This is a genomic window from Nocardiopsis sp. NPDC057823, from assembly GCF_042797335.1.
Classification (GTDB): Bacteria; Actinomycetota; Actinomycetes; order Streptosporangiales; family Streptosporangiaceae; genus Nocardiopsis; species Nocardiopsis changdeensis.
The window spans coordinates 642,671-655,250 of record NZ_JBHVLR010000001.1; the positions used below are offsets into that span (position 1 = coordinate 642,671).

15 protein-coding genes are annotated in these 12,580 nt (G+C 73.7%); 7 read left to right on the forward strand and 8 right to left on the reverse strand.

Annotated features, from left to right (window positions below):
* Positions 1 to 7: 7 nt before the first annotated feature.
* From ACFVNO_RS03005 to hisN, 3 genes are all read right to left on the reverse strand, one after another.
* A complete protein-coding gene (locus ACFVNO_RS03005) occupies positions 8 to 1,258 on the reverse strand; it encodes an ABC transporter permease (RefSeq protein ID WP_355256652.1) in 1,251 nt (416 codons plus the stop codon).
* A 191-nt stretch (positions 1,259 to 1,449) separates the two neighbouring features.
* Positions 1,450 to 1,971, reverse strand: a complete 522-nt coding sequence (locus ACFVNO_RS03010; protein ID WP_378888738.1) for a hypothetical protein — start codon at positions 1,969 to 1,971, stop codon at positions 1,450 to 1,452.
* 81 nt (positions 1,972 to 2,052) lie between these two features.
* Positions 2,053 to 2,859, reverse strand: coding sequence for a histidinol-phosphatase (gene hisN, locus ACFVNO_RS03015; RefSeq protein WP_355256659.1), 807 nt, complete (start codon positions 2,857 to 2,859; stop codon positions 2,053 to 2,055).
* Positions 2,860 to 2,995: 136 nt separating this feature from the next.
* On the opposite strand from hisN, the gene ACFVNO_RS03020 reads away from it, so the two are divergent.
* Positions 2,996 to 3,574 carry a TetR family transcriptional regulator gene (locus ACFVNO_RS03020; protein ID WP_378888742.1) on the forward strand — a complete coding sequence of 193 codons (579 nt, stop codon included), beginning with the start codon at positions 2,996 to 2,998 and terminating at the stop codon, positions 3,572 to 3,574.
* Positions 3,571 to 3,822, forward strand: coding sequence for a DUF2087 domain-containing protein (locus ACFVNO_RS03025; RefSeq protein ID WP_355256665.1), 252 nt, complete (start codon positions 3,571 to 3,573; stop codon positions 3,820 to 3,822). The genes ACFVNO_RS03020 and ACFVNO_RS03025 overlap by 4 nt, the downstream gene beginning before the upstream one ends.
* Positions 3,823 to 3,828: 6 nt before the next feature.
* Here ACFVNO_RS03025 and ACFVNO_RS03030 read toward each other — a convergent pair whose 3' ends face one another.
* Positions 3,829 to 4,722 carry an NAD(P)-dependent oxidoreductase gene (locus ACFVNO_RS03030; protein WP_378888746.1) on the reverse strand — a complete coding sequence of 298 codons (894 nt, stop codon included), beginning with the start codon at positions 4,720 to 4,722 and terminating at the stop codon, positions 3,829 to 3,831.
* 91 nt (positions 4,723 to 4,813) lie between these two features.
* On the opposite strand from ACFVNO_RS03030, the gene ACFVNO_RS03035 reads away from it, so the two are divergent.
* Positions 4,814 to 5,155 carry a helix-turn-helix domain-containing protein gene (locus ACFVNO_RS03035; protein WP_355256670.1) on the forward strand — a complete coding sequence of 114 codons (342 nt, stop codon included), beginning with the start codon at positions 4,814 to 4,816 and terminating at the stop codon, positions 5,153 to 5,155.
* Here the strand turns inward: ACFVNO_RS03035 and rsgA are convergent.
* Positions 5,152 to 6,168 carry a ribosome small subunit-dependent GTPase A gene (gene rsgA, locus ACFVNO_RS03040; RefSeq protein WP_378888750.1) on the reverse strand — a complete coding sequence of 339 codons (1,017 nt, stop codon included), beginning with the start codon at positions 6,166 to 6,168 and terminating at the stop codon, positions 5,152 to 5,154. The genes ACFVNO_RS03035 and rsgA overlap by 4 nt on opposite strands.
* Entirely contained in the window at positions 6,165 to 7,439 is a 1,275-nt protein-coding gene (gene aroA, locus ACFVNO_RS03045; RefSeq protein WP_355256676.1) for a 3-phosphoshikimate 1-carboxyvinyltransferase, read from the reverse strand. Before aroA ends, rsgA begins: the two co-directional genes overlap by 4 nt.
* Before the next feature lie 51 nt (positions 7,440 to 7,490).
* Between aroA and ACFVNO_RS03050 the strand changes: the two genes are divergently transcribed.
* Positions 7,491 to 8,678, forward strand: a complete 1,188-nt coding sequence (locus ACFVNO_RS03050; RefSeq protein WP_355256679.1) for a cysteine desulfurase family protein — start codon at positions 7,491 to 7,493, stop codon at positions 8,676 to 8,678.
* A gap of 16 nt (positions 8,679 to 8,694) precedes the next feature.
* Here the strand turns inward: ACFVNO_RS03050 and ACFVNO_RS03055 are convergent, their stop codons facing one another.
* Both ACFVNO_RS03055 and ACFVNO_RS03060 read right to left on the reverse strand, forming a co-directional pair.
* Positions 8,695 to 9,324, reverse strand: a complete 630-nt coding sequence (locus tag ACFVNO_RS03055; RefSeq protein WP_355256682.1) for a peptidylprolyl isomerase — start codon at positions 9,322 to 9,324, stop codon at positions 8,695 to 8,697.
* A gap of 84 nt (positions 9,325 to 9,408) precedes the next feature.
* Positions 9,409 to 9,792: a PLD nuclease N-terminal domain-containing protein gene (locus tag ACFVNO_RS03060; protein WP_378888759.1), complete on the reverse strand. Its 384-nt coding sequence runs from the start codon at positions 9,790 to 9,792 to the stop codon at positions 9,409 to 9,411.
* A 187-nt stretch (positions 9,793 to 9,979) separates the two neighbouring features.
* Here ACFVNO_RS03060 and ACFVNO_RS03065 point away from each other — a divergent pair, with 187 nt between their 5' ends.
* The 3 genes from ACFVNO_RS03065 to ACFVNO_RS03075 all read left to right on the forward strand — a co-directional run bounded on the left by ACFVNO_RS03065 (position 9,980) and on the right by ACFVNO_RS03075 (position 12,469).
* Positions 9,980 to 10,798, forward strand: a complete 819-nt coding sequence (locus tag ACFVNO_RS03065) for a helix-turn-helix transcriptional regulator (RefSeq protein WP_220565025.1) — start codon at positions 9,980 to 9,982, stop codon at positions 10,796 to 10,798.
* Positions 10,799 to 10,872: 74 nt separating this feature from the next.
* On the forward strand, positions 10,873 to 12,087 hold the full coding sequence (locus tag ACFVNO_RS03070) for an amidohydrolase (RefSeq protein ID WP_355256689.1): 1,215 nt from the start codon (positions 10,873 to 10,875) through the stop codon (positions 12,085 to 12,087).
* A 196-nt stretch (positions 12,088 to 12,283) separates the two neighbouring features.
* A complete protein-coding gene (locus tag ACFVNO_RS03075; protein ID WP_355256692.1) occupies positions 12,284 to 12,469 on the forward strand; it encodes a hypothetical protein in 186 nt (61 codons plus the stop codon).
* The last annotated feature ends 111 nt before the right edge of the window (positions 12,470 to 12,580 follow it).

Below are 12,580 nucleotides of genomic sequence, written 5' to 3' on the forward strand. Positions count from 1 at the left end.
GTGTCTCCTATTCCCGCAGTCCGGCGACGACGGACGAGCGCAGTGCCCGCAGGGCGGGGATGACTCCGGCGAGCAGGCCGACACCGGCGGCGCTGCCCAGGCCGACCAGGACGGCGGTCGGCGGGATGGCGATGGGTACGTCGGGGGGCAGTTCGATGAACGAGGCGGCGATCGCGCCGCCCGCGGCGACCAGGGCCCAGCAGCCGAGCAGGGCGATGACGCCGGCGACCAGCGACACCACGACGGATTCCATCACGACGGCGACGAACAGGGTGAACCTGGTCGCGCCCAGGGCCCGGTAGGTGGCCAGTTCGCGCCTGCGCTCGCGCACGGTGACCAGGCCGACGTTGAGGACGCCGAGCAGGCCCGTGGTGAGCGTGATGGCGGCGATGCCGATGAGCCCGATCGACAGGTACCCGATCATCTGGTTGACCTCTTCGGCGTAGTCCGCCCGGTAGGCCATGAGCGAGTCCTGGCGCACCTCGCCCCAGCGGTCGGAGGCCGACAGCAGGCGTTCGGTGAAGACCTCGCCCCAGGGGTCGGTCGCGGCCGGGTCGGAGGGGTCGATCCGGACGCTGTACTCGGGGTCCCGGATCGAGATCGGCGCGGTGGCGCCGTCCTCGGAGGTCTCGACGGGCTCGCCGTAGATCAGCTCCTCGCTGGCGGGCGCGCGCAGCAGGAAGGCGGTGTACCAGCCGCCGTCCAGGGCCGAGCTGGAGGAGACGCCGACCACGCGGACGTCCATCCAGTGGTCGGTGCCGATCTGCACCCGGGTGATGTCCTCCATGTCCGCGGCCAGGCTCTCGTTGACCACCAGCACGGGGGCCAGGGACTCGGCGTCGGCCTCGGTGAACCAGCGGCCCTGGGACATGGTCATCCGGCGGATGTCGCCGAGGGAGACGTCCACGGCCCGGATCTCCACGTCGGGGATGCCCTGGTCCCCGGAGCGCATGGAGACGCCCTCGACCATCTTGTAGATCGACACGTCCACGCCGCCGGCCCGGACCAGGTCCTCCTCGAAGGCCCGCACGTCGGTGATCTCGGTGTCCCAGCTGGAGACGCTCAGGGTCGCGGCGCGTCCGGCGTTGGCCTCGCTGTAGGCGGTGGCGAACCGCTGCCCGAAGTCGCCCGCGGTGACCACGGCGATCAGCGAGCCGACGCCGACGACGATGCCGGCGCAGGACAGGATCGTCCTGGCGATGTTGGCGCGGGAACCGGCGAAGGCGAGCAGTATCCCGGCCACGAGGGAACGCAGCATACGGTCCCTTCCCAGTGAATGTGTGTGGGGTGGCGCCGCCTCGCGGGCGGCGCCGTGCAGGCCCGCGGGGGCGGGGCCTCACCCCAGATCATCGCGGATGTCGCAGGTTTCGGTTCATGATCACCGGGGGATTTTTGTTTTTTTCGGGACCGGAATGGGGACGGCTTGGCGGACCGGGTCGGCGGCGGGGGTCAGACCTCGAAGCCGTCGCAGGTCAGCGGGGTTCCCGTGGCGGTGTCGGACCAGAGGACGGTGTACACCCCGGCGGCGAGGTCGGAACCGCCTTTCTCGGGATAACGGACATGCGACCACTCCCCGGGGGCGGTGTCCGTTTCCAGGGTGTGGAGGTCGTCGCCGGGGGTCCGGACCGTGACGGTCACCGCGGTCGGTTCGACGTCTTCGGGCGGCAGCAGGCCCAGTTCGACCGGGCCCTCCCCGACGGCGGTGCGCGGCGCCTCGGTGCGCCAGGCGTCCCCGCCCGGGACCCCCGCGGTGTCCACGGCGGGCGTGCACAGCAGGAGGTCCGGGTCGAAGACGGTGTCGCCCGCGTCGACGGCGGGCCCGGAGCCGGGCCCGCCGTCGCGCACCGAGTCGGCGATCATCGCGTCGAGTTCGTCGGGGGTGTGCCCGTGGCCGCCGCCGCAGGCGGTGGCGGTGAGCAGGAGCAGCACGGCGGCGCCCAGGCGTACGGGCGCGGGGATGTGGGTCGGCACGGTCGCCACGCTACTACTCTCCGTGTCCACTCCGCTGCGCAATGTCGAAGAGCGGGGTCCGCGACCCGGGGGCCTCCCGACTCAGACGGAGCGCAGCGGCGTCGGCCCGCCGTTCAGCCAGGTCAGCGCCTGGTCGTGCAGGATCCCGTTGGTGCACACCAGCGGCCCGCCGTCGGCGAACGCGTCGCCGCGCAGGCTCGTGGCCCGCCCGCCGGCCTCCTCCAGGATGATCGGCAGGGGGGCGGCGTCCCACAGCGACAGCTCTGGCTCGGCGGCGATGTCCACCACGCCCTCGGCCACCATCACGTGCGACCAGAAGTCGCCGTAGGCGCGGGTCCGCCACACCGACCGGGTCAGGCCCAGGAACGACTCCAGCCGCCCCTGCTCCTCCCAGCCGCTCAGGGACGAGAAGCTCAGGGAGGCGTCGGACAGCTCCGACACCTTCGACACGTGGCAGCGCGAGGCCTTGGACAGGCTCCGGCCCTGCCACGCGCCCCCGCCCAGGGACGCCCACCAGCGCCGGAACAGCGCCGGGGCCGAGACCACGCCGACCACCGGACGGTCGCCCTCCAGCAGGGCGATGAGCGTCGCCCACACCGGGACGCCGCGCACGTAGTTCTTGGTGCCGTCGATGGGGTCGATCACCCACACGCGGTTGCTGTTGCCGCTCTTGCCGTACTCCTCGCCCACCACGGCGTCCCGGGGGCGGGCGCGCGACAGGACACCGCGGAGCGTCTCCTCGACCAGCCGGTCGGCCTCGGTCACCGGGGTCAGGTCGGGTTTGGTGTCGACCACCAGGTCCAACGCACGGAAACGCTTCAGCGCGATGTCGTCGGCAGCGTCGGCGAGCACGTGGGCCAGCCGCAGATCATCGTCAAAGGACGCCATGGGCGGTAACGCTACCCTCCCGGGCACGAACATGGCCAAAGGGCCCCACACGCGTGACCAGAGTGTTAGTCGCCGACGCCTCCGGGTCACCGAACCGGGGGTGGGAGTCCGGGCGTCCGGATGCCACCATGGGGGGATGGATACCAGACAGGGCGGATCGGTCCGCGAGCGGCTGATGGACGCCGCCTACGCCGAGGTCGTCTCCGGCGGGTGGGGCGAGCGGCGGATGGCCGACATCGCGGCCGCGGCCCAGGTGTCCCGCCAGACCCTGTACAACGTGTTCGGCAGCAAGGAGGGGCTGCTCCAGGACGTCGTGGTGCGCGAGGTCAACGCCCTGCTGGACGAGGTGATGCGGGTCCTGGCCGCCGAGCACGGCGATCCGGCCCACACCGTGAGCCGGACCGCCCGCCTGATCCTCGACACCGCGCGCGGCAACCCCCTGCTGCACGCGGTGGTCACCGGAGACCGCGAACTGCTCCCGGTGCTGACCACGCGCTCGGAGCCGCTGCTGGAGGTGCTCGGCGAGCGCATCGCCGCCTCCCTGCGCGAGCACCGCCCCGACCTCGATCGGGCCCTGGCCGAGGCGGTCGCCGACGTCGGCGTGCGGCTCACCGTGTCGTACGCGCTCCAGCCCATCGACCCCGCCGAGGCGGCCCGCCGGATCGAGACGGTGACCCACGGGATGCTGCTGGTCGGCCACCGGGAGGAGTGTTGACCGGGGAGGAGCCCGCCCGGGCCCGGATCACGGCCATCCCGGTGCGCAGACCCGAGCGGCTGGCCGTGCTGGACCGGGTGGCCCGCGCGTTCGAACCCGGCGTGCGCTACACCGAGTCGCAGGTCAACGACGTCATCGGCGGTTTCAGCGCCGACGTCCCCGCGCTGCGCCGCGGCCTGGTGGACGAGGGCTTCCTGGAGCACGACCGCGTCCACTACTGGCGCTGCGGCGGCACCGTCGACCTGTGACCCGGCTCAGGCCGGGTCCTCCAGGAGGCGGTCGACCAGCCCGGCGCCGTCCTGGTCCCCGCCCCCGTCGGCGACGTGCCGTTCCATGAGTTCGGCGTAGGGGCGCAGCAGTTCGGTGCTCACCCCGGCCTCCCGCGCGGTCCGCAGCAGGGTGTCCAGGCCCCGGGACTGCATGGCCAGGTTGGAGACCACCCCGGTCGTGAGGTCTCCGCTCTCCAGGCGTTCGGCGAACCCGCCGGCGGCGTCGGACAGCATCGCCCCCACCCAGCCCTCCAGGAGCCCGGCGGCCTCCTTGGGCGGGACCCCGGACCGGCGGGCCAGGGCGAAGGCGTGCGTGAGCCCGCCGAACATGCCGTTCATGGCGCTGAGAAGCGCCACGTCCAGCAGCGCGGCCAGCCCCGGGTCCCCGCCCTGGAACCGGGCGCCGGTGGGGACCGACAGCGCCTCCCGGTGCTCGGCGAACGCCTCCTCCGAACCGCTGTAGAACGTGTACGCGCCCGTCTCCAGGGCGCCCACCATCGGCGGTACGGCCATGATCCCGCCGCTGACGAAGCGGGCCCCGCGCGCGGCCGCCCACTCCGCGCGGGCGCGCGCCTCGCCGGGGGTGCCGGTGGTGATGTCGACCAGGTCCCTGCCGGCCAGGTCCACCCCCTCCAGGACGGCGCCGACGGAGGCGTCGTCGAACAGGCAGGTGACGACGAGCCGCCCGGCGGCCACCGCCGAGGCGGGGTCGGCGGCGACGTCGGCGCCCTCGGCGGCCAGGGGCTCGGCGCGGGAAGCGGTGCGGTTCCAGACGGTGAGGGGGTGCCCGGCGGCGAGCCAGGCGCGGGCGAACGCGGTGCCCATGTCGCCCAGCCCGAGCAGGACGATACGGGACGGATCGGTGGTGTTCTCTGTCATGTGGACTAGGCTCGTGGCGGGCGGCGACGCCCACAAGTACGCACTTTGAAGTGGGTGCTCACCCCGAGGTGAGCATGCAGGCAGGGGGAACATGAGGTCTCTTCGCCGCCCGGAGTCGTATCACTGCGGGACCGCCGCCGCGATGGACGTCATCGACGGGAAGTGGAAGATCGTCATCCTGTGGGCGCTGGGCGAGCGCCCGCACCGGTTCGGCGAGCTGCGCCGCACCCTGGACGGCGTCTCGGAGAAGGTCCTCGCCTCGCACCTGCGCGAGATGGAGGAGGACGGGCTCGTCCACCGCGAGGTCTTCGACGAGGTCCCGCCCCGGGTCGAGTACTCGCTGACCCCGCTCGGCGTCTCCCTCAACCAGGCCCTGGAGCCGCTGGCCGACTGGGGGGAGCGGCACGTCATCGGCCGCCTCCCCACCGCCTAGGGCTCGCGTTCCTCGTCGGGCTCGGCGTCGCCCTCGCGGCCGGCGAGCAGCCTGCGCAGGGACGCCACCCGGGCCGGGTCGGCCCCGCCGCGCGCCAGGGCGCCGCCGATGGCGCAGCCCTCGGCGCCGTCCTGGTGGGTGCAGCCCGCCGGGCAGTCCAGGGCGAGGTCGGCCAGGTCCGGGAAGCCCTCCACGATGTCCTCCGGGGCGATGTGCGCCAGGCCGAAGCTGCGCACCCCCGGGGTGTCGATCAGCCAGCCGCCCTCGAACGGCAGCGCCACCGCGGACGTCGAGGTGTGGCGCCCCCGGCCGGTGACCGCGTTGACGTGGCCCACCGCCCGGTCGGTGCCGGGGATGAGCCGGTTGAACAGGGTGGACTTGCCCACGCCCGAGGACCCCACCAGCACGGTGGTGCGTCCCGCCAGCCGCCCTTCGAGGCCGGTGAGGTCGCCCTCGGGGCTGAGCACCTCGTAGGGCACGCCCAGCGGCTCGTACATCCGCAGCAGTTCGCCGGGGTCGGCGAGGTCGGCCTTGGTCAGGCACAGCAGCGGGGACAGCCCCGCGTCGTAGGCGGCCACCAGGCAGCGGTCCACGAACCGCGGCTGCGGGGCCGGGTCGGCCAGGGCGCACACGATCGCCAGCTGGTCGGCGTTGGCTACGATGATCCGCTCCACCGGGTCGGTGTCGTCGGCGGTGCGGCGCAGCACCGAGCTGCGGTCCCTGACCCGGACGATCCGCGCCAGGGTGTCCGGGAGCCCGGACAGGTCGCCGACCACGTCCACCCGGTCGCCCACCACGATCGACCCGCGGCCCAGCTCGCGGGCCTTCATCGCCACCACCCGGGTGCCCTCGACCAGGCACCGGTACCGGCCCCGGTCCACGGCGGTGACCAGGCCCTCCACCGCGTTCTCGTGCTTGGGCCGGTTGCGGGTGCGGGGCCGCGACCCGCCCCGGGCGCGGACCCGGATGTCGTCCTCGTCGAGGTGGCGCCCCCCGCCCCGGGTGCGGCTCATGCCAGCGCCTCCGCCCACAGGCCGGGGAAGTCCGGCAGGGTCTTGCGCGTGGTGGCGATGTTCTCCACCTCCACCCCGGGCACCGCGAGCCCGATGACGGCGCCGGAGGTGGCCATCCGGTGGTCGTCGTAGGAGTGGAAGACACCGCCGTGCAGCGGCCGGGGCTCGATGACCAGCCCGTCGGGCAGCTCCTCGGCGTTCCCGCCCAGGCGGTTGATCTCGGCGGCCAGGGCGGCGATGCGGTCGGTCTCGTGGCGGCGCAGGTGCGCGATGCCGGTGAGCCGGGAGGGGGTCGAGGCCAGGGCGGCCACCGCGGCGATGGTGGGGGTGAGCTCGCCCACTTCGCGCAGGTCGGCCTCCAGGCCCAGGATCCGCCCGGTGCCGCGCAGGGTCAGCGCCCCGCCGTTCCGGGACACCTCGCCGCCCATCCGGGTGAACAGCGACCGCAGGTGGTCGCCGGGCTGGGTGGTGTGCTCGGGCCAGCCCTCGACGGTGACCTCGCCGCCGGTGACCAGCGCGGCCGCCAGGAAGGGGGCGGCGTTGGACAGGTCCGGCTCCACGGTGATCTCGGTGACCTTGACCGGCCCCGGCTCGACCGTCCAGACGTCGTCGCCCACCAGCACCGTCACCCCGGCGGCGCGCAGCATCTCCACGGTCATGTCCAGGTGCGGCCGGGAGGGCACGGGGGCGCCCTCGTGGCGCACCCGCACGCCCTGTTCGAACCGGGCACCGGCCAGCAGCAGCGCGGACACGAACTGGGAGGAGCCCGAGGCGTCCAGGACGACGTCGCCGCCGCGCACCCGGCCGGTGCCGTGCACGGTCATCGGCAGGGCGCCGGCGGAGTCGTCGATGTCGGCGCCCAGGGCGCGCAGCGCCGCCAGCAGCTCGCCCACCGGCCGCTCCCGCGCCCGCGGGTCGCCGTCGAAGTCCACGTCCCCGGCGGCCAGCGCGGCCACCGGCGGCACGAACCGCATCACCGTTCCGGCGTTGCCCACGTCGACCGAGGCGGGGCCGCGCAGCGGACCCGGGGTGACGAACAGGTCCTCGCCGCGCTCCTCCACGGTCGTGCCCAGGGCGCGCAGCGCCCCCACCATCAGCTCGCTGTCCCGGCTGACCAGGGGACGGCGCACCAGGCACGGCGTCTGCGACAGGGCGGCCAGGATCAGCGCCCGGTTGGTGACCGACTTGGAACCGGGCAGGGAGAGTCGGGCGCGGACGGGGCCCTCGGCGACGGGAGCGGGCCAGTGCGGTGCTGCTGTGGGCTCAGGCATGCCCCCAAGGTTATCGGGAGCCCTCCCCGGACGCTTATTCTTGGTAACGCCATGGTGTATCTGGATCACGCAGCCACGACCGAGGTCCGCCCCGAGGTGATCGCCGAGGTCGCGGCCGGGCTCGGCTCCCTCGGCAACCCCTCCTCCCTGCACGGGCACGGGCGCGCCGCCCGCCGCGCCGTCGAGGAGTCGCGCGAGCGCGTCGCCGAAGCCCTGGGGTGCACACCGCACGAGGTGGTCTTCACCGCGGGCGGCACCGAGTCGGACAACATCGCCATCAAGGGCCTGTACTGGTCCCGCCGCGCCGAGGACCCGCGCCGCCGCCGGGTCATCACCAGCGCCGTCGAGCACCACGCCGCCCTGGACCCCGCGCACTGGACGGCCGAGCACCAAGGCGCGGTCCACGAGACGCTGCCGGTGGACCCCCTGGGCCGGGTGGAGCCGCGGGTCCTGCGCGAGGCGATCGAGCGCGACCCGGAGTCCGTGGCCGTGGTGTCGGTGATGTGGGCCAACAACGAGGTCGGCACGGTGCAGCCGGTGGCCGAGCTGGCCGCCGTCGCCGCGGAGTACGGGATCCCCTTCCACACCGACGCGGTGCAGGCCGTGGGCGTGGAGCCGGTGGACTTCGCCGCCTCCGGGGTGAGCGCCCTGACGGTCAGCGGGCACAAGCTCGGCGGCCCGGTGGGCACCGGGGCGCTGCTGCTGGCGCGCGGGCTGAGCCCGGTCCCGGTGCTGCACGGGGGCGGCCAGGAGCGCGACGTCCGCTCGGGCACCCTGGCCACGCCGCTGGTGCGCGGGCTGGCCACCGCGGTGCACCTCGCGGTCGCCGAGCGCGAGAAGCACGCCGCCCACCTGTCCGGGCTGCGCGACACCCTGGAGGAGCGGGTGCGCGGGGTGGTCCCCGACGTCGTCGTCAACGGGGACCCGGACCGGCGGCTGCCGGGCATCGCGCACCTGTCCTTCCCCGGCTGCGAGGGCGACGCCCTGCTCATGCTGCTGGACGCCAGGGGCGTCTCCTGCTCCACCGGCTCGGCCTGCTCCGCGGGGGTGGCCCAGCCCAGCCACGTGCTGCTGGCGATGGGGGCCGACCCCGACACGGCCTCCAGCAGCCTGCGCCTGTCGCTGGGGCGGACCTCCACCGAGGCCGACGTGGACGCGCTGGTCGAGGCGATCGGGCCCGCGGTGGAGCGTTCGCGGGCGGCCCTGGCCAAGCGCCGCGGGAACGCGAGGCGGCCGTAGGCCGTCCGCGGAGGGCTCAGCCCGCGCGGTGGACGGTGACGGACTCGATCACCACGTCCTCGACCGGGCGGTCCTGGCCCTCGGTGGCGATCTGGGAGATCTCCACGGCCACGTCCATCGAGGCGTCGTCGGCGACGTGCCCGAAGATCGTGTGCTTGTTCTGCAGGTGCGGGGTCGGCGCCACGGTGATGAAGAACTGCGAGCCGTTGGTGCCCGGGCCGGAGTTGGCCATCGCCAGCACCCCCGGCTCGTCGAAGGTCTCCTCGTCGCTGAACTCGTCCTGGAACTGGTAGCCCGGCCCGCCGGTGCCCGTGCCCTGGGGGTCGCCGCCCTGGATCATGAAGTCGGGGATGACCCGGTGGAAGAGCGTGCCGTCGTAGAACTCGGCCTCGCCGGTCACCGGGTTGGCCACTCCCGCGCCCTCGGCCAGGCCGACGAAGTTGGCGACCGTGACCGGCGCGATCTCGGGCAGCAGGTCCACGGTGATGTCCCCGTGGTTCGTGTGCAGGGTCGCGCCCTCCACGTCGCTGACGTCCACGTCCGGGACCTCGGTCGAGGCCGGCGCTTCTTCGTCGTTGCCGCAGGCGGCGGTCGTGGCGAGCAGTGCTCCGGCCAGCAGGCCGGCGGACAGGGTGGTCAGGCGCATGGAACACTCTTCGGGGTCGGTGGGGACGGTGGACGCCACTGAAGGGTACCGACCCCGTCGGCCCGTCCCGCCACGCGGGACCCGTCAGTCCCGCGTCTCCTCCGGGCCGTCCTGGTCCCGGCGTTCGGCCTGCTCACGGGCGCGGCGGCGCTGCTCCTCGGCGCGTTCGCGGCAGCGGCGCAGGAACTCCTCGTCCTCCTGCGGCGTCGCGGCCCGGGCCCGGTTGGGATGGTCGTATTCGGGGAAGGGGGAGGGCGGGCGCACGGGGCCGGCGGCCCGGGCCCGCCGCGGCCGGCCCAGGGCGAACCACGCCAGCGCGCCCAGCTTGGGCAGCAGCAGGACGATCACCACCCAGGCGGGCTTGGGCAGCAGGCGCACCGCGTCGGCGTCCGAGCCGACGGCGTCGAACAGCGCGTACACCCACACGGCCAGCGCCACGACGAAGAACAGCAGGTAGAGGTAGGCCACGGGTTCTTCCTGTTGATCGGGGGAACACCCGGAGCGCCGGGTGGCATTGTCAGACCTTGTACTGACTTATCACGGATCGCCGCACTCATCGGTCGCTTGACCGGGCACCCCGCTCCGGGAGAGGGTCGGACCACGGGGCCGCCCGGCGTCGATCCAGGTCCGGCCCCACGGGCGACGGAGGAGGATGATGGGCGTGAACACGGTGTTGCCCTCGGCGGTATGGCTCCCCTTCGGCGCGCGGATCCTGCGCGCCCGCTCGGACAAGGGGCTCTCCCGCGCCGAACTCGCCGCCACGGTCGGGGTGAGCGACGACAAGCTCGGCGAGGTGGAGAGCGCCCGTTGCAGGCCGGCCCGCTCCCTGGTCGAGCGGGTGGACAACGCGCTGGGCACCGAGCACCAGCTGGTCGACGCCTGGGCGGTCGCGCTCCAGGCGGAGGCGTTCCCCAACGAGTTCGGGGACCTGCGCGAACTCACCGTGCACGCCCCCGAGGTGTGGGAGACCCAGCCGGTGGTCATCCCGCCGTTCCTGCGCACCCGGGAGTACTCCTGGGCGGTGCTGCGGCCCAGCTACTTCGACCTGTCCGACGACGAGGTCGAGGCCATGGTCGAGGAGGAGATGTCCCTGCGGGCCGCGATGACCGGACCCGACGGGCCGTCGCTGCGGGTGGTCCTCAACGAGACCGTGCTCCGGCGGCCCCAGGGCGGCGCCGAGGTGCTCAACGCCCAGCGCGGCTTCCTCGCCGACCTGGTGGCGGCCGGGATCGTGCGGCTGGGGATGATCCCGGAGAAGTCGCCCCGCCACCCCGAGCTGGGCGGGCCCTTCCGGCTCATGGAGTACGGCGACCGGTCGCCCATCGTGTACGCGTTCGCCGCCCAGGGCGGGGAGCTCATCACCGACGCCGAGCAGGTCCTGCGGTGCTCCATGGTCCGCGACGCCATCGAGGAGGTCACGGTGGAGCTGACCCCCGAATCGGAGATCCTCAGCGCGCGCTGGCCCGAGGGCTGAACGCGGGCGGGCCGGGGAAGCGCTCCCACGAAAGGTCTTGGGGCGGGGTCCCATGATGGGCTAGGTTGCCCGCCATGGATATCGCGATCACATCCGGATACGTCGTGCCCGTCGACGGGGACCCCATCGACGGCGGCACGGTCCTCATCTCCGACGGCAGGATCACCGCCGTCGGCCCCGACTCCGAGGTGGCCGTCCCCGAGGGCGCCACCGTCGTCGACGCCTCCGGCAAGTGGGTCCTCCCCGGCTTCGTCGAGGCCCACGGCCACATCGGCATCGACGAGGAGGGCATCGGCTGGGCCGGTGACGACACCAACGAGATGACCGACCCCAACGGGGCGCGGATGCGCGCCCTGGACGCCATCAACCCCGCCGACCGCGGCTTCGTCGACGCCCTGTCCGGAGGCGTCACCAGCTCGGTGGTCAAGCCCGGGTCGGGCAACCCCATCGGCGGGCAGACCGTGGCGGTCAAGTCCTGGGGCCGCAGCATGGAGGACCGGCTCATCAAGCACCCCGCCAGCGTCAAGAGCGCGCTCGGCGAGAACCCCAAGCGGGTCTACGGCAACAAGGACAAGCTGCCCTCCACCCGCCAGGGCGTGGCCGCGGTCATCCGCGACGCCTTCACCAAGGCCCAGGACTACAAGGCCAAGAAGGAGCACGCCGAGGCCGAGGGCAAGCCCTTCGACCGGGACAACACGCTGGAGGTGCTGGTCCGGGTCCTGGACCGGGAGCTGCCCTGGTGCCAGCACACCCACCGGGCCGACGACATCCACACCGCCATCCGCCTGTCGGACGAGTTCGGCTACCGGCTCATCGTCAACCACTGCACCGAGGGCCACCTGCTGGCCGACGAGCTGGCCGCCCGGAACATCCCCGTGATCACCGGCCCGCTGATGACCAGCCGCTCCAAGGTCGAGGTCAACAACAAGACCCTGGCCAACCCGGGCATCCTGGACCGCGCCGGGGTGAAGGTGGCCCTCACCACCGACCACCCGGTCGTGCCCATCGAGTTCCTGGTCCTCCAGGCCGCCCTGTGCGTCAAGGAGGGCATGGACCCGGACTCGGCCATCCGCGCCCTGACCGTGAACCCGGCCCAGATCATGGGCCTGGACGACCGGATCGGCTCCCTGAAGCCGGGGCTGGACGGCGACGTCGTGCTCTGGTCGGGCGACCCGCTGGACCTGCGCAGCCGCGCCGAGCGCGTGTTCATCGAGGGCCGCGAGGTGTACACCTACGACTACGGTGCCCGCCGCGGCACGGCCGCGGACGCCTACTACCGCGAGTCCTGAGGCGGTGGTCCCGGGCCGCTCCGGCCGGCCCGGGCCCCGCCCCCCTCAGGCCCCCCTCAGACCGCGGTGGGCGGGATATGAGGCGGCCGTGGCCTGCGATATACGCCGATATGCCGATGTGCGGGCAGGGTCCTTAGCGGGAGTCTGAGGTCATCCGGGACGACGGAGCCCGGGACGGGACCTCCGGGAGGACGCCATGAACCACCACGACCCCGCGGCAGAGGCCGCCGAGTTCCACCGCCTGGAGCGGGAGCGGGAGGCCGCCCGCGAACGCGAGCTGCGGCGCATCCGCGAGGAGCGCCTCCGGGACGGCGACCGGCGCCGGTTCGGGCGGCCCCGCGGCCGGGGCGGGCCTACGGACGACTACGACCTCGCCGTCTAGACCCGGCCGATCCGACGCCCCGGGTCGGGCCGGGGAGAAGGGGGCGGTGCGCCGCGCGGGGTGCGGCGCACCGCCCCCGTGTCCGTCCGGGGAGGGGCGTCGGCGGTGAGG